Source organism: Pseudarthrobacter phenanthrenivorans (assembly GCF_036455295.1).
Taxonomy (GTDB): Bacteria; Actinomycetota; Actinomycetes; order Actinomycetales; family Micrococcaceae; genus Arthrobacter; species Arthrobacter phenanthrenivorans_C.
Genome location: NZ_JAYXNX010000005.1, coordinates 284,865 through 303,791 on the forward strand (window position 1 = coordinate 284,865; position 18,927 = coordinate 303,791).

The 18,927-nt window shown below is 66.8% G+C and carries 18 protein-coding genes and 1 tRNA gene; 9 read left to right on the plus strand and 10 right to left on the minus strand.

Annotated features, from left to right (window positions below; all coding sequences use genetic code 11):
- Positions 1–88: 88 nt before the first annotated feature.
- Entirely contained in the window at positions 89–772 is a 684-nt protein-coding gene (locus VXJ37_RS09160) for a mechanosensitive ion channel family protein (RefSeq protein WP_331322714.1), read from the plus strand.
- Between the two features lies 1 nt (position 773).
- Positions 774–1,232, plus strand: coding sequence for a globin (locus VXJ37_RS09165; RefSeq protein ID WP_331322715.1), 459 nt, complete (start codon positions 774–776; stop codon positions 1,230–1,232).
- 38 nt (positions 1,233–1,270) lie between these two features.
- Here the strand turns inward: VXJ37_RS09165 and VXJ37_RS09170 are convergent, their stop codons facing one another.
- Positions 1,271–1,933, minus strand: a complete 663-nt coding sequence (locus VXJ37_RS09170) for a hypothetical protein (protein ID WP_331322716.1) — start codon at positions 1,931–1,933, stop codon at positions 1,271–1,273.
- 64 nt (positions 1,934–1,997) lie between these two features.
- Between VXJ37_RS09170 and VXJ37_RS09175 the strand changes: the two genes are divergently transcribed.
- Complete coding sequence (locus tag VXJ37_RS09175; RefSeq protein WP_331322717.1) at positions 1,998–2,918, plus strand: acyl-CoA thioesterase; 921 nt, start codon at positions 1,998–2,000, stop codon at positions 2,916–2,918.
- Between the two features lie 82 nt (positions 2,919–3,000).
- Here VXJ37_RS09175 and ettA read toward each other — a convergent pair whose 3' ends face one another.
- The 3 genes from ettA to VXJ37_RS09190 all read right to left on the minus strand — a co-directional run bounded on the left by ettA (position 3,001) and on the right by VXJ37_RS09190 (position 6,014).
- Positions 3,001–4,683, minus strand: coding sequence for an energy-dependent translational throttle protein EttA (ettA, locus tag VXJ37_RS09180; protein WP_331322718.1), 1,683 nt, complete (start codon positions 4,681–4,683; stop codon positions 3,001–3,003).
- A 61-nt stretch (positions 4,684–4,744) separates the two neighbouring features.
- The gene (locus tag VXJ37_RS09185; RefSeq protein ID WP_331322719.1) at positions 4,745–5,311 is read right to left on the minus strand and encodes a DUF6993 domain-containing protein; all 567 of its coding nucleotides are present in this window, start codon (positions 5,309–5,311) and stop codon (positions 4,745–4,747) included.
- A gap of 154 nt (positions 5,312–5,465) precedes the next feature.
- Complete coding sequence (locus tag VXJ37_RS09190) at positions 5,466–6,014, minus strand: single-stranded DNA-binding protein (RefSeq protein WP_331322720.1); 549 nt, start codon at positions 6,012–6,014, stop codon at positions 5,466–5,468.
- Between the two features lie 203 nt (positions 6,015–6,217).
- Between VXJ37_RS09190 and VXJ37_RS09195 the strand changes: the two genes are divergently transcribed.
- Positions 6,218–6,290 (plus strand) — tRNA-Arg (locus VXJ37_RS09195).
- 50 nt (positions 6,291–6,340) lie between these two features.
- Here VXJ37_RS09195 and VXJ37_RS09200 read toward each other — a convergent pair.
- Positions 6,341–7,567, minus strand: a complete 1,227-nt coding sequence (locus VXJ37_RS09200) for an ROK family protein (protein ID WP_331322721.1) — start codon at positions 7,565–7,567, stop codon at positions 6,341–6,343.
- Between the two features lie 146 nt (positions 7,568–7,713).
- Here VXJ37_RS09200 and xylA point away from each other — a divergent pair, with 146 nt between their 5' ends.
- Entirely contained in the window at positions 7,714–8,901 is a 1,188-nt protein-coding gene (gene xylA, locus VXJ37_RS09205; protein WP_331322722.1) for a xylose isomerase, read from the plus strand.
- A 3-nt stretch (positions 8,902–8,904) separates the two neighbouring features.
- Positions 8,905–10,323, plus strand: a complete 1,419-nt coding sequence (gene xylB / locus VXJ37_RS09210) for a xylulokinase (protein WP_331322723.1) — start codon at positions 8,905–8,907, stop codon at positions 10,321–10,323.
- Between the two features lie 130 nt (positions 10,324–10,453).
- Here xylB and VXJ37_RS09215 read toward each other — a convergent pair whose 3' ends face one another.
- Genes VXJ37_RS09215 through VXJ37_RS09225 form a run of 3 tightly spaced genes read right to left on the minus strand, consistent with a single transcriptional unit; the run spans position 10,454 to position 13,673 of the window.
- Positions 10,454–11,293 (minus strand): sugar phosphate isomerase/epimerase family protein, encoded by an 840-nt coding sequence (locus VXJ37_RS09215; RefSeq protein ID WP_331322724.1) that lies wholly within the window; start codon positions 11,291–11,293, stop codon positions 10,454–10,456.
- Positions 11,290–12,504 carry a dihydrodipicolinate synthase family protein gene (locus tag VXJ37_RS09220; protein WP_331322725.1) on the minus strand — a complete coding sequence of 405 codons (1,215 nt, stop codon included), beginning with the start codon at positions 12,502–12,504 and terminating at the stop codon, positions 11,290–11,292. The genes VXJ37_RS09215 and VXJ37_RS09220 overlap by 4 nt, the downstream gene beginning before the upstream one ends.
- Positions 12,501–13,673 carry a Gfo/Idh/MocA family protein gene (locus VXJ37_RS09225; protein ID WP_331322726.1) on the minus strand — a complete coding sequence of 391 codons (1,173 nt, stop codon included), beginning with the start codon at positions 13,671–13,673 and terminating at the stop codon, positions 12,501–12,503. The genes VXJ37_RS09220 and VXJ37_RS09225 overlap by 4 nt, the downstream gene beginning before the upstream one ends.
- A 169-nt stretch (positions 13,674–13,842) precedes the next feature.
- Between VXJ37_RS09225 and VXJ37_RS09230 the strand changes: the two genes are divergently transcribed.
- Both VXJ37_RS09230 and VXJ37_RS09235 read left to right on the plus strand, forming a co-directional pair.
- Positions 13,843–14,916 carry a LacI family DNA-binding transcriptional regulator gene (locus VXJ37_RS09230; protein WP_331322727.1) on the plus strand — a complete coding sequence of 358 codons (1,074 nt, stop codon included), beginning with the start codon at positions 13,843–13,845 and terminating at the stop codon, positions 14,914–14,916.
- Positions 14,913–15,686 (plus strand): alpha/beta hydrolase, encoded by a 774-nt coding sequence (locus tag VXJ37_RS09235; RefSeq protein WP_331322728.1) that lies wholly within the window; start codon positions 14,913–14,915, stop codon positions 15,684–15,686. The genes VXJ37_RS09230 and VXJ37_RS09235 overlap by 4 nt, the downstream gene beginning before the upstream one ends.
- Here the strand turns inward: VXJ37_RS09235 and VXJ37_RS09240 are convergent.
- Positions 15,667–16,569 (minus strand): aldose 1-epimerase family protein, encoded by a 903-nt coding sequence (locus VXJ37_RS09240; RefSeq protein WP_331322729.1) that lies wholly within the window; start codon positions 16,567–16,569, stop codon positions 15,667–15,669. The genes VXJ37_RS09235 and VXJ37_RS09240 overlap by 20 nt on opposite strands.
- Positions 16,570–16,647: 78 nt before the next feature.
- Here VXJ37_RS09240 and VXJ37_RS09245 point away from each other — a divergent pair, with 78 nt between their 5' ends.
- A complete protein-coding gene (locus VXJ37_RS09245) occupies positions 16,648–17,373 on the plus strand; it encodes a DNA alkylation repair protein (protein ID WP_331322730.1) in 726 nt (241 codons plus the stop codon).
- On the opposite strand, the gene mptB is transcribed toward VXJ37_RS09245, so the two are convergent.
- Positions 17,370–18,926 (minus strand): polyprenol phosphomannose-dependent alpha 1,6 mannosyltransferase MptB, encoded by a 1,557-nt coding sequence (gene mptB / locus VXJ37_RS09250; protein ID WP_331322731.1) that lies wholly within the window; start codon positions 18,924–18,926, stop codon positions 17,370–17,372. The genes VXJ37_RS09245 and mptB overlap by 4 nt on opposite strands.
- Position 18,927 lies beyond the last annotated feature (1 nt).

Below are 18,927 nucleotides of genomic sequence, written 5' to 3' on the forward strand. Positions count from 1 at the left end.
GGGCAGCTCCACACGCCCGGCAATGCCCAGGTTGCGGCGCTAGGGTTGAAGGACCACCATGCAATATCCCGAGGAGTTTCTTCCACCCATGACCACCATGTTGTCCCTACTTCCTCCTGCCCCCAGCCAGCCGAGCGGCGTGAGCATTCCGGGCATCGTGATCAGCCTGGGCATCGGCGTCGCCGTCTGGCTGGTGGCCACGTTCGTCATTTCCCGCATCACCAAGCGGGTGGCGTCGGGCAGCAACTTCTTCAAGAAACCCAGGTTCAAATGGGTGGCGCCGGCACTTCGCGCCCTTGACCACGAACGCCGCGTCCAGCGCGCAGAGACCATCGGTTCGCTCCTCAACAGTGTGGTGGGCGTCCTGGTGGTAATCATCACCGGCATGTACGTGCTGCAGAACCTTGACATCAATATCGCCCCGCTGCTGACCAGCGTGGGCATCCTGGGTGTGGCCATTGGTTTTGGCGCCCAGCAGCTCATCCGGGACTTCCTGGCGGGCATTTTCATTACCATTGAAGACCAGTACGGAATCGGCGATGTGATCGAAACGAGCGAGGTGGTGGGAGTGGTGGAGTCCATGGGGCTGCGGATCACCCGCGTCCGCTCCGACGACGGCGCCATCTGGTACCTGCGGAACGGCGAAATTCTGAGGGTGGGCAACCGGTCCCAGGGGCGGTACGTTCCGCTGCACGAATCCGACGACGGAACCACCGACCAGGGCTCGGCGCACGTTGAGACCAAGAAGACTGACCAGAAAGCCGGGGACTAGCATGTCGCTTCCCATCGAGCCGCGCCCCGGGCAGCGGCCACAGTTGATGCAGAACGACCCTTTCAGCAAGCCGGACTACACGGACAGCTTCTACGACGCCGTAGGCGGTCACGAAACCTTCGTGAAGCTCATCGACGTCTTTTACGATGGCGTGGCCACCGACCCGGTGCTGCGCCCGATGTACCCCGAAGAGGACCTGGCGCCGGCAAAGCGCAGGTTCCTGATGTTCCTGGAGCAGTACTGGGGCGGCCCCACCACCTACGGTGAGGAACGCGGCCATCCCCGGTTGCGGATGCGGCACATGCCCTTCAGGGTCACTCCCGAGGCAAAGGACCGGTGGCTGTTCCACATGCGCACCGCCGTGGACGCCCTGGAGTTGCCGCCGCTGTACGAGGGAACGCTGTGGGATTACATGGAGCGGGCAGCCCTGTCCATGGTGAACAGTCCCTCCGGTTCCTGAACCCCGGTTCCGGCCTTCTCAGGCGCAGCTGCCTGCGGCTACAGCAGGCCGCTTCCGGTCCGTGCCAGGACGTGGCCACGGGAACCGGACAGGCGGAACCAGCGGCCCGCGCGGTAAAGCTTTTGGTCGCCGTCCGCGAGGAACCCCAGCGCGAAGGCAGCGAACGCTGCACCGGCGGGCAGGCCGGCGTCGTCAAGCTCCCGTCCCCACACGGCTGCCCGGGCGTTGTTCACGATGAGGGCTCCGGGCTTGTCCGGCACGATTTCTGCCACCTCGGCCATGCCTGCCTCAGCCGCCGCGCGCAATTGGGCGTCGCTCACGGCCCCCAGCAGCTCCCATCCGCTCCGCGGGGCGCCCACCCCAGTCCATGACTCGGTGACGGTGGTGGGCGGAACGGGCAATTCGACGTCGTTCTCCCCCGTGCGGGCCAGCCGGTCCAGGACCGATGACAAGGCAACGGTGACGTCCGTGGCGGACGGTTCCGCCAGTGCCATGGTGCGCAGGCCCAGGATGGTGGGGGTTGATTCGCCCAGGAGCCTGGGCCGCAGGACGCAGACGTAGGCGGCCAGGACGGGGCCGGCCGCCTGCAGCCTCATGGCACCGCTGTCGTCGATGGCCTTGGCCCGGGTGGCGAACGTTTTCAGGTCCGCCAGATCCCGGGGATCGGCGAAACGGAACGACGAGGTGAGAAGTTCAGACACACCTATGACACTACCGGCTCCGCTGCGGTTGAGTGGTTCCCGGGGCGCCGTCTAGAGTCGGACCATGACTGAAGCCGAAGCCGGACTGCTGGCGCCGCCAAGCGGGGACCCAACCTCATCACTGATCGAATTGCTGGACCTTGGTGAGCTTGAGGGCGCCCGCACGGATGAGGATATTTTCCTCGGTCCGTCGCAGCAGCAGCCGCACCACAGGGTGTTCGGCGGGCAGGTGCTGGCGCAGTCGCTGGTAGCCGCCACCAGGACCGTGGACCCGGAACGCTTTGTCCACTCCATGCACGGATATTTCCTGCGCCCCGGTGACGCCAACAAGCCCATCACGTTCGGAGTTCAGCGGCTGCGCGACGGCCGTTCGTTCTCCGCGCGGCGGGTGCACGCGTACCAGGAGGGCGTGCCCATCCTGTCAATGATCGCCTCCTTCCAGGGTGAGGACGAAGGAGTGGACCACTCCTCCGTCATGCCTGCCGGTATTCCGGACCCTGAATCGCTGCCCAGCACGGCGGACCTGCTGGGTAAGTTCGACCACCCGGTAGCCCGCCACTGGGCCTACGAACGGCCCTTCGACATCCGGCACGTCGACCCCCCGCTGTACGTGTCAGCGGCGGGACCGCGGGAGGCACGCAATGCCGTCTGGATGAAGACCTTCGGACCAATGCCGGACGACTCCAACCTGCACCGCGCTGCCCTTGCCTACGCGAGCGACTACACGCTGCTCGAGTCCATTCTCCGAAGGCATGGCCTGAGCTGGACCACCCCCGGGATGAACGTCGCCAGCCTGGACCACGCCATGTGGTGGCACCGGCCGGCCCGGGTGGATGAGTGGCTCCTCTACGTCCAGGAGTCCCCCAGTGCCCACGGCGCCCGCGGCCTGGCAACCGGCAGGATCTTCGACCGTGAGGGCCAGCACGTGGCGTCCGTGGCCCAGGAGGGGATGGTGCGCATTCCCACCACCCCGGACGGGCCGTAGCTCCGGAGGCACGCAGAAGGCCGGGACCCCGAACTTGTCAGGGGTGCCGGCCTTCTGCGTTCTGTCAGGCTGGTCCGCGCTGTTAGTCGCGGGTCAGGCGCCGGTGCGTGACACGGTGCGGCTTGGCGGCGTCCGGGCCCAGCCGCTGGACCTTGTTCTCCTCGTAGGATTCGAAGTTACCCTCGAACCAGTACCACTTGGAGGGGTTCTCGTCGTCACCTTCGTAGGCCAGGATGTGGGTGGCCACCCGGTCAAGGAACCAGCGGTCGTGCGAAACCACCACGGCGCAGCCGGGGAACTCAAGCAGCGCGTTTTCCAGGCTGCTGAGGGTTTCGACGTCGAGGTCGTTGGTGGGCTCGTCGAGGAGCAGCAGGTTTCCGCCCTGCTTGAGGGTCAGGGCCAGGTTCAGGCGGTTGCGCTCACCGCCGGAGAGGACGCCGGCCTTCTTCTGCTGGTCCGGGCCCTTGAAGCCGAAAGCGGCAACATAGGCGCGGGACGGCATCTCAACGTTCCCCACCTGGATGAAGTCGAGCCCGTCGGAGACGACTTCCCACAGGGTCTTGTTGGGGTCGATGCCGCCGCGGCTCTGGTCCGCGTAGGAGATCTTGACGGAATCGCCGATCTTCAGGTCGCCACCGTCGAGCGGCTCGAGGCCGACGATGGTCTTGAACAGGGTGGTCTTGCCCACGCCGTTGGGCCCGATGACGCCCACAATGCCGTTGCGGGGCAGGGTGAAGGTCAGTCCGTCGATCAGGACGCGGTCCTCGAATCCCTTCTGGAGGTTCTTGGCCTCCAGCACCAGTCCGCCCAGCCGGGGTCCCGGCGGGATCTGGATCTCTTCGAAGTCCAGCTTCCTGGTGCGGTCTGCCTCGGCGGCCATTTCCTCGTAGCGGGCCAGGCGGGCCTTCGACTTGGTCTGGCGGCCCTTGGCGTTGGAGCGGACCCAGTCGAGTTCCTCGGCGAGGCGCTTGGCCTGCTTGGCGTCCTTCTTGCCCTGGATTTCGAGGCGCGCGCGCTTCTTTTCCAGGTAGGTGGAGTAGTTGCCCTCATAGGGGTAGAGGTGGCCGCGGTCCACTTCGGCGATCCATTCCGCCACGTGGTCCAGGAAGTAGCGGTCGTGGGTCACGGCGAGGACTGCGCCGGGGTAGCTGGAGAGGTGCTGTTCCAGCCAGAGCACGCTTTCGGCGTCCAGGTGGTTGGTGGGTTCGTCCAGGAGCAGCAGGTCCGGCTTCTGCAGGAGAAGCTTGCAGAGGGCCACGCGGCGGCGCTCACCACCGGAGAGGTTGGTGACGTCAGCATCCGCCGGGGGGCAACGGAGGGCGTCCATGGCCTGCTCGAGCTGGGAGTCGAGGTCCCAGGCATCGGCGGCGTCGATGGCCTCCTGCAGCTTGCCCATCTCTTCGAGGAGGGTGTCATAGTCAGCGTCAGGGCTGGCCATTTCCTCGGAGATTTCGTTGAAGCGCTGGATCTTGCCGTAGATCTCGCCGACGCCTTCCTGGACGTTGCCCAGAACGGTCTTTTCCTCGTTCAGCGGCGGCTCCTGGAGCAGGATGCCCACGCTGTACCCGGGGCTGAGCCTGGCTTCACCGTTGGAGGGTGTGTCCAGCCCGGCCATGATCTTGAGGATGGTGGACTTACCGGCACCGTTGGGGCCCACAACACCAATCTTGGCGCCCGGGAAGAAAGACATGCTTACGTCATCAAGGATGAGCTTTTCGCCAACGGCCTTGCGGGCCTTGGTCATTGTGTAGATAAATTCCGCCATGGTCTCAAATCTAGTGGGTTGGCGGGCAGATCTCACATTTTCGGCCGACGGGACAGAGGGGTCAGGACCCCACGAAGCATTTGCCGCTGGCCAGCACGGGAAGGACCGTGACGGTCACTGCCCCTTCACGCACCTGCCCGATGACGCAGTCCCGGCCCTGAAGCACGGCTGCTTCGATGGCGTCCGCCTCCAGTCCGGTTGGTGTTCGGCTCTGCGATACCTGAAGCTGCGATGCTGCAATACCGGCACCTGTGAGGGCGTCGCTGACCTGGGCCGTGGCCGGTTTTGGCGCTCCGGCAGCCAGCCTGGTCAGGGCGTCAGTCACGGTGACTTTTACTTTTTCGGTGGCGGCGGCTGCGGCGGCAGACGCACCGCCGGACGTGTCTGCCAGGGGTTGCGCGGAGGCTCCGGCGCTTTGCGGTACCTGATCCGCAGCCTGGCCAGGCTGTGGCGGTGCCGTGGTGCCGGCGGCCGGGGACGCTGATAGCTGCTGGCTGCCGGTTGTTTCTTTCACGGCCGGGCCGGCGGAAGGGCCGGCGCCACAACCTGACAGGACGGAGGCCAGGACCGCGCCTGCCAGTGCTGCACCGGCACAGGTTGTGTACCGGCGGGAGGGGGTCAGACGCATGCTGTCATTCTGCCACGGGTACCGGGAGGCTCCTGACCCGCAGGGCCGGGAGGCGGGCGATCCGCATTGGCAGGCGGACGGAAGGCGGTTCGGGGTGCCGCCATCCCGTCCGCCCGGGACTGGATGGAAAGGCTGATACCTGATGGGTGCTTCCTTAGACTTCGGCCAGCTCCCCCGTTTCCAGGTCCAGCGAGGCGAGTCCACCGTCATTGTCCTCAACGACGACGGCCGGGTGGCCGTCATCCTCAGGGTGTTCGTCCTGGCGGTCCTCCGGTTCGTCCTGAACCTCATCCATCCCGGGCGTATCGGAAGCCGGCGGCTGTTCGACGAGGGACAGGACCGGCCTGGAAGCCGTGCGGATGAAGTTGGCGGATCCAAAGGTGAGGTCGTGGCCCACGGTCTCTGCATCAATGACGGTGGAGTGGTACACCCGGCCGTCCTTCTCCCAGGTGCGGATCTTCAGCTTGCCCACGACAATGACCGGCTGCCCCTTCCTGATGCTGCAGCCCAGGGTCCCGGCAAGGGCACGGTAGCCCTGGACGGTAAACCAGTTGGTGTGCCCGTCACCCCAGGTTTTGGTTTCCCGGTCAAAGCGCCGGCTGGTGGAACCGAGGCGGAAGGAAGCTGTTGCCACTCCTCCCGGCGTGGTGAAACTCGTAATGCCGGTGGCCACGAAGCCCCGGATAGTGATCGTTTCGCTCATGTCTATGTCCTGTCTGGATGGTGGCGCCCTTAGGAGGCACGACCAGCATCGCGTGGGATGCCCGCCTGACAGGAGGGGCCGATCCCCGTATGTGGACAACAGCCCGTCGGATGCAGATGTGGAGGAGGAGTGGCTGGATGACACCGCCGGCATCCCGGGCAGGGTAAACTTTTCGAGGCGCCGGCTGCAGGCCGGAAACCGATGCCTCAGTAGCTCAGGGGATAGAGCAGCGGCCTTCTAATCCGCCGGTCGGGGGTTCGATTCCCTCCTGGGGCACCTTTACGCAGGACGCCCCGGTCTTCGGACCGGGGCGTCCTGCGTTTCGGCTACGCGTGCAGCCTGTGTGGCGCCTCCATGAGGGAGCGGATGACGCTGCCGGCCGAGCCCAGCAGGGCTCCGGCTTCACCTACCGCGGATACGGCGACCCGCTCCGGCGCATATTTGCCCGGTGCATACTTCCCCAGGCTTTCCAGCAACGGGCCGCGCAGCCACGGTTCAAGGAGTGCAAAGTGGCCGCCGAGGACCACAGATTGGATATCCACCACGCGCGCCGCGGACGCCAGCGCTATGCCCAGGCTGCGGCCGGCACGTTCGACGGCGGTCACCGCCCCGGGCTCGGCGGCCTTCAGCGCCTGCAGGAGCGCGGACATGCTGGCAGAGCGCGAACCGGTGTCCGGGACCAGCCCGGCGGCCGCAAAGATGGCATCCTGCCCGGCGACAGTTTCCAGGCAGCCAGTTCCCCCGCACGAACAATGTCCGCCTTCCGGGTCCACTACGATGTGTCCAACCTCGCCGGCATGGCCCTCAGGGCCGGTAAACAGCTCCGAGCCCAGCACGATGCCTCCACCGACACCCACCTCGCCCGAGACAAACAGGAAGTCGGAAGCACCGTCCGGCCGGTCCCGAAGTTCCGCCAGGGCCGCTGCGTTCGCTTCGTTGAACAGCGCAACCCCCAGGGGTGCTTCGGGAAGCAGGGCATCCAGATCAAGGTCCACGTCCACCCAGCCCAGGTTGGGAGCGGTGAGCACGCGCGCCCTGGCAGGATCCACGAGTCCAGGCACCGCCAGCCCTCCGCCCAGGACCTCCACTCCCCGTTCCCCTGCGGAACTCCGCACCCGCACGGCCAGGGCTGCGAGCGCTGCGAGCACCGGGGCGTGGGCACTGTTGCGGTTGTCGCGCTCCTTGACCTCCCGGATGAGGACCTTGCCGGACAGGTCAACCACCGCCGCCGAGATGTAGTCGACGTTAATCTCCATGCCCATGACGGCGCGGCTGGGGTTGAGTTCCAGGCCAACTCCGGGGCGGCCGCGCCCCTGGGGGTTCAGGCCAACTTCGCGGATGATTCCGGCGTCCAGGAGGTCCAGCACCAGGCTGGACACGGAAGCTTTGGTCAATCCGGTGGCGGCGGCCACCTGGGCGCGGCTTGGACAGGTACCGGGCGGAAACTCTGCGATGCCGCCCAGGACCAAAGCAAGGTTGCTGCGCCGCACATCACCCACGGTTCCGGGGGCTGCCCCTCCGGTCCCTGACACTGCAGGCGCCGGCATCACCATCACAAACCTCCCTGGTTGGGTACCGGCCGGATTTCCCGGCTCTTTCCCAGCTGAACTCTTGACCCCACCCTACGTCCGCTCATATAGTTCAAGCAATGAACTAAAGCTTCGCATTCCCGCGGAGCACCCGATCGCAAGGACGCATCATGACTCTTTCCCCCACCCCCGCCGACAAGTTCACCTTTGGCCTTTGGACCGTCGGGTGGACCGGCGCCGATCCGTTTGGTGTGGCCACCCGCAAAGCCCTCGACCCCATTGAGGCAGCCCACAAGCTCAGCGAACTCGGCGCGTACGGCCTCACCTTCCACGACAACGACCTCGTTCCGTTCGACGCCTCCGCCTCGGAGCGGGAGCTCATCCTGAAGAACTTCCGCTCAGCCCTGGCCGAGACCGGGCTGAAGGTGCCCATGGTGACCACCAACCTGTTCAGCCACCCCGTGTTCAAGGACGGCGGCTTCACCTCCAACGACCGCTCAATCCGCCGCTTTGCCCTGTCCAAGGTCCTGCGGAACATCGACCTCGCCGCAGAGCTTGGTGCCGAAACGTTCGTCATGTGGGGTGGCCGCGAGGGCAGTGAATACGACGGTTCCAAGGACCTGGCCGCCGCCCTGGACCGGATGAAGGAAGGCGTTGACACCGCCGCCGGCTACATCAAGGAGAAGGGCTACAACCTCCGCATCGCACTGGAGCCCAAGCCCAATGAGCCCCGCGGCGATATCTTCCTGCCCACCGTCGGCCATGGACTGGCCTTCATTGCCCAGCTGGAACACGGCGACATCGTAGGCCTGAACCCGGAAACGGGCCACGAGCAGATGGCCGGCCTGAACTTCACCCACGGCATCGCCCAGGCCCTCTGGGCGGGCAAGCTCTTCCACATCGACCTCAACGGCCAGCGCGGCATCAAGTACGACCAGGACCTGGTGTTCGGGCACGGCGACCTCACCAGTGCGTTCTTCACCGTGGACCTGCTCGAGAACGGTTTCCCTGGCGGCGGCCCGAAGTACGACGGCCCCCGCCACTTCGACTACAAGCCGTCCCGCACCGACGGTTACGACGGCGTCTGGGAATCCGCCAAGTCGAACATGGCCATGTACCTGCTGCTGAAGGAACGCGCCCTGGCTTTCCGGGCAGACCCGCAGGTGCAGGAAGCCCTAAAGGCCTCCGGCGTCTTCGAACTCGGCGAAACCACCCTCGCCGCCGGTGAAAGCACGGCAGACCTGCTCGCCGACGCCGCAGCGTTCGAGAACTTCGACGCCGACAAGGCCGCCGAGCGCTCCTTCGCGTTCGTCCGGCTCAACCAGCTCGCCATCGAACACCTCCTGGGCGCCCGCTAAACCATGGTGCTCGTCGCAGGAATCGACAGTTCCACCCAGTCCTGCAAGGTAGTCATCCGAGACGCGGACACCGGGGCGCTGGTCCGCCAGGGTCGCGCACTTCATCCGGAGGGCACCGAGGTACACCCGGACCACTGGTGGACGGCGCTGCAAAAAGCTGTGGCCGACGCCGGCGGCCTGGATGACGTCGCCGCCGTATCCGTCGGTGGCCAGCAGCACGGCATGGTCTGCCTGGACAGCGAGGGCGCGGTGATCCGCCCGGCGCTGCTGTGGAACGATACCCGGAGCGCCGGCGCAGCCGCGGAACTCATCACACGTGCCGGCGGCGGAGATCCCGCCGCCGGCGCGGAGTACTGGGCCCGCACCACCGGCACCGTCCCCGTAGCCTCGCTGACGGTGACGAAACTGCGCTGGCTGGCGGAAAACGAACCGGAGAATGCGGCAAAAGTAGCCGCCGTGTGCCTTCCTCATGACTGGCTGACCTGGCGGCTGGCAGGCTACGGGCCCGGCAGCGGCGGTGAGGGCCTGGCCGCGCTGGCTACCGACCGCTCGGACGCGTCAGGCACCGGATACTACTCGACGGCGGAGGGCACCTACCTTCCCGATGTCCTGGACGCGGCCCTCGGGCATGTTCCCGCCCTGCCCAAGGTCCTCGGACCGTTGGAGCCGGCGGGAAAGACACCATCAGGTGCCATCCTGGCTGCAGGTGCCGGTGACAATGCGGCCGCCGCCCTCGGGGCGGGCGCGGGCCTGGGCGACGTAGTGATGTCGCTGGGCACCTCAGGCACGGTGTTTGCCGTCTCGGATACGGCTGCGGCAGACGCCTCCGGACTCGTGGCGGGGTTCGCCGACGCGGCGGGGCATTACCTGCCGCTGGTGTGCACCTTGAATGCCACCCGGATTTTCGATGCCACAGCGGCTTTGCTGGACGTGGACCTGCCGGAGTTCAACAGGCTTGCCTTGTCCGCCGGAGCCGGCGCCGGAGGCCTGACCCTGGTCCCCTACTTCGATGGGGAGCGGACGCCCAACCTGCCGGATGCCACAGGGTCGCTGCACGGCATCACGAGGGCCAACTACACGCCCGCCAACCTGGCGCGTGCCGCCGTCGAAGGGGTGGTCTGCTCCCTTGCGGACGGCCTGGCGGCACTGCAGGACCACGGGGTGTCAGCCCGGCGGATCCTTTTAGTGGGCGGGGGCGCCCAGTCTGCAGCCGTGCAGGAAGTGGCGGCAAGCCTGCTCGGAACAGCCATTTCTGTCCCCCGGCCGGGTGAATACGTTGCCGACGGCGCGGCCCGGCAGGCTGCGGCGGCACTCACCGGACGGTTCCCTGCCTGGGCGGCAGACGCCGTCGACCTTCCCCTCGGGAAGGACGACGCCGGCGTGCTCGTGCGGTACCGCCGGTTCGCCTCACTGTACGCGTAGGGCAGTAACAAGCAGCAGGCAGGAAGAAGGACCCGGACCAACGGTGGGGCATCCACCGTTGGTCCGGGTCCTTTCATGTGGGGCGCAGGCTCCTGCCGTGACGCAGCAGGAGCCTGCGGTCTGGATCAGGTCAGGCGTACGGCTGGACGAGCTCCGCGTAGCGTTCCTTGACCGTGGACAGGACAGTGTTGCCGTCCGTGTCCCAGATCTCCTGATTGAAAATTTCCACCTCGATGTCGCCGGTGTACCCGGCCTCGCGCACCCAGGTGCCAATCGTGGCAAAGTCCACCACGCCGTCGCCCATGTACCCGCGGGAGAGCAGCGGATCGGCGGCGATGGGCATGTTGAAGTCGCACACCTGATAAGAGGCAATGCGGCTTTCCCGCCCGGCCCGTTCGATCTGCGCCTTCAGTTCGGGGTCCCACCAGACGTGGAAGGTGTCGACGGCGACCCCCACCGTTGCAGCGTCGAACGGCGCCGCAAGGTCCAGGGCCTGGCCCAGGGTGGAGATGAGCGCACGGTCCGCCGCATACATCGGGTGCAGCGGTTCCAGGACCAGGCGGACGCCGTTCTCCCGGGCGAACGGGACCAGGTCCGCGAGCCGGTCCGCCACGCGCTGCCGGGCTGCCACCACGTCCTTCTCCCCCGGCGCCAGGCCGCCGACCACCAGGAACAGCTCCCGGGTGTCCAGGGCCACGGCCTCAAGGATGGCAGCACGGTTGTCGGCCAGCGCGGTAGCCTGCCCTTCGGCGTCAGCGGCGGTGAGGAACCCGCCGCGGCAGAGGGAGGAGACCCGTAGGCCGGCATCCTTGATCAGCCGGGCCGCCTTGTCCAGGCCCGCTTCCGCCACCCGGTCCCGCCAAGGGCCGATGGCCGGAATGCCGGCGTTGACGCAGCCCTCCACCACCTGGGCGAGGGTCCACTTCTTGGTGGTGGCGCTGTTGATGGACAGGCGGGAGAAATCGCTCATGCTCCCACCCCGTTGATCCGCAGGTAATCCGACATCCGGAAGGCGGCGAGCGCAGGGTCCCTGAGGAGTCCGGCCTGGTCCGCCAGTTCGAAGGTCCTGGCCAGGTGGCACACCGAGCGGCCGGAGTGCAGGCCGCCCACCATCTGGAAACCTGGCTGCTTGCCGTTGAGCCAGGACATGAAGGCGATGCCGGTCTTGTAGTAGAAGGTGGGGGCGCTGAAGATGTGCTTGCCCAGTTCGCGGGTGGAGTCCAGTATCCCGCGCGCCTTGGCGTTATTTCCGGCGTCGTAGTTCTGCAGCGCCGCCGATGCGGCCGGGTAGATGGCCGCGAAGATGCCGAGCAGGGCGTCGGAGTGGTGCGCGCCGTCGCCGTCGATCAGTTCCGGGTAGTTGAAGTCATCGCCCGTGTACAGGCGGACGCCTTCCGGCAGGACTGCGCGGAGTGCTGCTTCGTGGGCGGCGTCAAGCAGGGAGACCTTGACGCCGTCCACCTTGTCAGCGTTGTCCCTGATGAGGTTGAGGAAGGTGTCCGTGGCGGTGGCGACGTCGTCGGAACCCCAGTAGCCGGCCAGCGCCGGATCGAACATGGTGCCCAGCCAGTGCAGGATGACGGGCTGGTCCACTTCCCGCAGGAGGGTGGAGTAGACCCTGAGGTAGTCATCGGCACCGGCAGCAACCTTTGCCAGTGCGCGGGAGGCCATGAGGATGACCTTGGGGCCTGCCTCGGCAACGACGGCGATCTGTTCGCGGTAGGCCTCAAGGACCGCCTCAACGCCCGCCCTGCCGGACGGCAGGGCGTCGATGTCCAACTGGTCAGTGCCGGCACCGCAGGACACCAGGTCGCGCACGGACTTGCCGGCGGTGGCCGGGTTGTTGGCGGAAACCACCGAGGCAGCTTCGACGCCGGTACGTTTGATGAGCTGCTGGGTGGCGGCCCAGTCCAGGCCCATGCCGCGCTGGGCGGTGTCCATGGCATCGGCGACGCCCAGGCCGTAGGACCATAGCTCGTGACGGTAGGACATGGTGGCATCCCAGTCCAGCCGGGCCGGGGCGCCGGGGGTGTTATCGGCGAGGACTTCGGGGATTACGTGCGCGGCTGCGTAGGCGCGGCGCGCTACCAAGGGGGCGGTGGGCTTGGCCCACGAGGTGCCGCCCTGCAGGCGGTATTCCCGGGTGCCTCCGTCTTCGGAGGGAAGGATGAGGGACGTCATGAGAGGGTGATCTCCGGAATGTCGATGGTGCGGCGTTCGTCGTTCGAGCGCAGACCAAGCTCGGCGAGCTGCACGCCGCGGGCGGCGGAGAGCAGCCCGAACCGGTGCTCGCGGCCGGCGACGACGTCCCGCAGGAATTCTTCCCACTGCAGCTTGAAGCCGTTGTCCAGTTCAGCGTTGGCGGGAACTTCCTGCCACTGGTCACGGAAGGATTCGGTGACGGGCAGGTCCGGGTTCCAGACAGGCTTGGGAGTGTGGGCGCGCTGCTGGGCGACGCACTTGTTCAGGCCCGCGACCGCGGAGCCGTGGGTGCCGTCCACCTGGAATTCCACCAGTTCGTCACGGTAGACGCGCACTGCCCAGGAAGAATTGATCTGGCCCACCACCTGGTCGCCGCCGGGGGTCTCGAGTTCGAAGATTCCGTAGGAGGCGTCGTCGGCGGTGGCCTTGTACTCCTTGCCGGCCTCGTCCCAGCGGGCGGGGATGTGGGTGGCGGTCTTGGCGTTGACGCTCTTGACCTTGCCGATGATGCCCTCAAGGACATAGTTCCAGTGGCAGAACATGTCCGTGGTCATTCCGCCGCCGTCTTCCTTGCGGTAGTTCCAGGACGGGCGCTGGGCTGCCTGGATGTCGCCTTCGAAGACCCAGTAGCCGAACTCGCCGCGGATGGACAGGATGCGGCCGAAGAAGCCTTCATCCACCAGGCGGCGGAGTTTGACCAGGCCCGGGAGGTAGAGCTTGTCGTGGACAACGCCCGCGGTGACGCCGGCTTCCTTGCCGATGCGCGCCAGCTCGATGGCCTCTTCCAGCGTTTCGGCCGTGGGCTTCTCCGTGAAGATGTGCTTGCCGGCCAGCATGGCCTTCCTGAGGGTGGCGGCGCGCAGGCTGGTCATGGACGCATCAAAGACGACGTCGACCGTGGGGTCGTTGATCACAGCGTCCAGGTCGGTGGTCCACTCGGAGACCTTGTGCTGCTCAGCGAGTTCACGGATCCTGGCCTCGTTGCGGCCCACCAGGATGGGTTCCACCTGTACCCGGGTGCCGTCCTCCAGGGTTAAGCCGCCGGCATCACGGATGGGCAGGATGGAGCGCAGCAGGTGCTGACGGTAACCCATGCGCCCGGTGATGCCGTTCATGGCAATGCGGATGGTTTTGGTTTCGAAGCCCATGGGTCCTCCACGGTGAGTAGGCGATGTTCTGAAGCTTGCCGGGAAAGCGCGTTCCCGTTGGTTCAATGATGCACGCCACGCTGGTCGTTGGCAAGCGCTTTCCGGAAGGAAGGTGACCTGCCATAATGTGCTTAGCGTTTGAGCCCCCGTCCGACAATCAGGAGATGCAGTGGCTGCAAGTACCCTTACCGAGGTGGCGCGCCTTGCCGGCGTCTCGCCCGCCACGGCCTCCCGCGTGCTCAACGGTTCTGCCCGCAAGCCGGGCAAGGACATCGCCGAGCGGGTCCGGCAGGCGGCTGAATCGCTTGGCTACATCCCCAATGCCCAGGCCCAGGGGCTGGCAAAGTCCAGCTCCGGACTGATCGGTTTGATCGTCCATGACATCGCCGACCCCTACTTCGCCGCCATTGCCAGGGGTGTCCAGGAAGCGGCAAGGGAACAGCACAAGATGGTGCTGCTGGCCACCACCGGCGGCGGCCCGGCGGACGAAAAGGAAGCGGTGGCCGCGTTCGCCGCCCGCCGCGCTGACTCGATCGTCATCGCAGGGTCGCGTTCCTGCCGGACGGAGGACCAGGACGGCAACGCGGAACTCGCAGCAGAACTTGACCGGTACTGCCGGAACGGCGGGCAGGTGGCCGTTGTGGGACATCCCGTGGTGGGCGCCACTGTCCAGGAGGGCTACCACGTGGTGAGAGTCCCCAACCAGGAGCTTGCCCGCCGGCTGGCCACGGAACTTGCAGCAGGCTGGGACGGCGACTTTGTCATCGTGGGCGGACCAGAGGGCCTGCTCACATCGGATGACCGCGTGCGTGGCTTCCAGGAAGGACTGGAGCGGGCCGGGCGGCCGCAGGCCGAAGTCCTCAGGACCGCGTTCAACCGGTCCGGCGGATATGACGCCGGCCTTCAACTGGCTGGACGGATCAAAGCGCCAGGGCCGGGAAAGGCGGCGCCGAAGCTCTGCATTTTCGCCGTCAACGACGTGATGGCCATCGGAACGGCAGCGGCGCTCCGGGCAGAGGGGCTCCGTATTCCGCGCGACGCCGCGATCGCCGGGTTCGACGACATCGAAACCCTGCGGGACTTCCGGCCTGCCCTCTCCACCGTCCGCCTGCCCCTGGAAGATATTGGGCGGCTCGCCACCCGGGCCACACGCGTCCGCCCGAACGGCGAAGAGGGCGAAGAGGCCGCTCCGGGCACCGTCACCGGCGAGGTCACGCTGCGGCGCAGCACCGAAGCGGCGTGACACCTCCCCGCGGGCTCTCCGCCATCCCCGCATGTCCGGAAGCCGGCGGACCCCGGCCCGCGATCCTGGTACTGCCCGGGGGCGGCTATGGCCGCCAGGCAGACCATGAGGCGGAGCCCGTAGCGGACTGGCTGGCCGGGCTGGGCATCCATGCGTTCGTGTTGCGGTACCGCGTGGCCCCGGACCGGCACCCGGCTCCGTTGGAGGATGCCAAGGAAGCCATGCTTTACATCCGGAGCGGGCAGCACGGGCTGGCTGTTGACACTGGGCGCGCAGGCGTCCTTGGCTTCTCGGCCGGCGGCCACCTGGCCGCCACCCTCTCCACGGCAGCGGCCACGGGGAACCCGGCCCTCGACGTGCCTGCCGCCGTTCCGGATCTTTCGGTGCTTTGCTACCCCGCGGCCTCCATGACCTGCGAAACGCATGAGGGGTCTGTGATGAACCTCCTGGGCGACGCACCGCCGTCAGACCTTCTGACGGCCCTGTCAGCGGAACTGAACGTCACGCCCCGCACGCCCCCGGCGTTCCTCTGGCACACGGCCGACGACGCGGCCGTACCTGTGAGCAACAGCCTGAACTACGCCAGGGCCCTCCTTGCGGCAGGCGTTCCCGCGGAACTCCACGTCTTTCCGCACGGACGCCACGGGCTGGGACTTGCCACGGACGTCCCCGGGCCGCAGCAATGGACGTCTCTGTGCGCCGCATGGCTGCAGCGGGCCGGGTGGACGGACGCCGCTGCAGCAAGAGCAGCTAGCCCAGTGCGCGGATAGTCCAGCCAGCCGAGTGGGATCCGCCGGGCTGCAGGTGCACCAGGTCCGTCCCGGAATGCAGTGCGTCAGGCGGGCACGTCATGGGCTCGACCGCCAAGCCAAGACGGTCCGGCCCTGCGGGTTTGTCCCCGGTGTGCACCTGGACCCAGGGCCACTCCGGCCCCCACTCCAGCTCCACGCCTGTACCTGACGGGTCAAGCACCCGCACCCGCGCCAGGCCGGCAGCGTCGCGGGAGATGTCCTTGAAGGCGTGGTCAATCTTGACCTGACCCAGGCGACGGGACGAACGGAAGTCGAAGCCGCCTCCCTCAACCGGCCGCAGACCCACGGGCAGCAGCCGGTCCGGAGTGACCTCGAGGTAGGTATCGGCGGGAAGTTCCAGCGACCAGTCATCCAAGGGGGAAGGCCCCGCCACGAGATAGGGATGCGGGCACACTCCGTACGGTACTGAAACCGAACCGGCGTTGACCGCCTGCACCGTTCCCTGGAGGCCGTTGTCCGAAAGGGAGTACGTGACCGTGAGCTCCAGGTCGCCGGGGTAATCGGGTCCTGACGGAATGCGGCAGCGCAAGACTGCCTGGGCTGCCGCAGCGTCAACAAGTTCCCATGCCCGGTGGATCGCAAGGCCATGGAGGGCGGAACCCCGTTCGGGTTCGTTGACAGCGGCGGCGTATGACTTGCCGGCATAGGTGTACGTGCCGTCCGCGAGCCGGTTGGGCCAGGGGGCGCAGATGACTCCGCGGTAGTCGGGCACGGCGCCCTCCGCGCCAAAGCCCACCACCAGGTTCCTGCCGTTGTGGCGCAGTTCGCGCAGCGCCCCGCCCCGGGGGGTTACGACGGCGAAGTAGGGTCCGTGGGCTATGTGGACATCGGTTTCGGGCATGGATTCCCCTTGGGTCGCTGGTTGTTAGCGCTCATCAGCGTACCTCACCCGGCCCCCCGCAATGGCTAAGGTTGCTGCATGGAATCCGCCGCTGACCAGGATCTCGTCGCAGCCGTCAAGTCGGCGCTTCGCGCGATGGCCGACCCGGAGCGGGCTGCCGGCGCGCAGGCCTACATGAAGTCCCGGATCCCGTCGCTGGGCGTCAGGGTTCCCGAGGTTCGGCGGGTGGCTGCCCAGGCCGTCCGGGACTTTCCGCCCGCGTCCGCGGCGCAGCTGCGCGCCACCGTCCTGGAACTGTGGCGGAGCTCAACCTTCCGGGAGGAGCGGTACGCCGCCATCGACCTGACGGCACACCGCCTGCTGGGCGGCTGGATGGACATGCTTCCCGTGTACGAGGAGATCATCAGGACGGGCGCGTGGTGGGATTTTGCCGATGGCGTGTCCGGCCGGATCTGCGGCCTGCTGCTGGCGCACGGCGAAACCATGTCCGCCGTCCTCAGGCAGTGGAGCCGCGATCCGGACGTGTGGATCCGCAGGGCTTCCATTACCTCCCAGCTTCGCGCCGGAAAGGCCACCGACCCCCAACTGCTCGCGGACGTCATCGAACAGAACATCGGAGACCCCGAGTTCTTCATCCGGAAGGCGATCGGATGGGCGCTGCGGCAATATGCCAGGACTGCACCTGAATGGGTGGAGGCGTTCGTCAGCCGCAACTCGGGCGCTTTGAGCCCGCTGTCGCAAAGGGAAGCCCTACGGCGCCTGGGTGTGCGCGGCAGCAACCGGGACGCGATGGGCGGGAGTTAGATCACGGGCCGTTCGACGACGGGTTCGTGCGTTTTGCGGAACAGCCGGCGGGTGCCGGGATCCCAAAAGATCAGGTACAGGGCAAAGAGGAGCGCCGTCAGCGCCGCGGCCACCCTGGCCAGTGCCAGGGCAAAGCCCAGGTCCTGGGTCTGAAGATACGGGAAAACGTCCAGCTGGTCCGAGATGGCGTAGATCATGAAGAAGGACACTACGAAATACAGCGCCTTCACCTGCCAGTCGTTGCGGATGCCGGTCACGGCGAACAGGGGTATCAGCCAGACGACGTACCAGGCCTGGATGATGGGGGCCAGCAGCACCACCGCTGCCAGGGAGAGCGTAAGGCGGCGCATGAGGCGGTCGTAGTCCCCCTTGAGAATCTGCCAGGCGATGATGCCCACCGCAAGCAGCTTCCCGGCGTCGAACACCCAGCCGGCGGGAACCGACCCGTCGAAACCCAAAGCCGTGGCCAGGGATGCAACCACCATGCCGATCAGGCCCACGGGGGCATACCAGATGGAGATGCTGCCGGGAGCTGAAAGACCGTTGATCCAGCCAAAGCCAAATCCGTTAACCATGCTCATCGCGGTCAGGAGCCCCAGGCTCAGTCCGGCCGTCAGCGCCCAGAAGGCCGTCTTTCGTAGCCATCCCGCCTTCCTGCCGGCCCACAACAGGCCGATGAACGGCAGGAAGACAATGGTGATGGGCTTCACCGCGATGGACAGCGTGACCAGAATGATGGCGCTGATCTGCCGGTGGGTTGCGGAATAGTACAACCCGGCCAGGGCCAGCCCGATCATCAGTGAGTCGTTATGCACACTGGCGATGAAGTTGGTCAGGAAGAGCGGATTGGCCACGGTGAGCCAGAGTGCCCTGTGGGGGTTGACGCCGTGCAGTTCGGCGAGGCGGGGCACGTAAATGACGCACAGCGCTACCCCGGCCAGGGAGGCCAGGCGGAACAGCATGATGCAGGCCTCGGGCTGGACGCCGGTGACCCATACGATGAACTGTTCGAGCCATAGGAAAAGCTGCCCGTAGGGAACCGGCGCCTCGGTCCACATCTTGTCGGCGCCGAGCTGGAAGTAGTTGGACAGGGCGGAGATGCCGTGTTCGTAGGGGTTGAATCCCTCCACCATCAGGCGCCCCTGGCCGATGTAGGCGTATACATCCCGGCTGAACAGGGGCACGCTGAAAACCATGGGAAGTCCCCACGCCACCACGGCGCTCAGGGTGGCCCTCCGCGCCTGGTCACCCCACACGCGGACTTTCTGCCCAAGCCGGAGCCACGCGCGCACCAGCAGCATGCCCCCTCCGGCCACCAGGACAATGGACAGGGCCACGCCCGGGGCCTCGGTGCGCATCCAGATGAAGAGGGGCATGCGGCGCAGTTCGGAAACGGGGGCCAGCCAGCCAACGCCGATCGATCCGATCAGCATGAACATGGAACCCAGGAAACCGGCAAGCAGGGGCGAGCGGGGATTGTCCACCTCGGCACTGCCTTCCCCGGCAATGCCGGCCGCCGCCATCTCCCCCATCGCGGGCACGGGCGCCGTCATC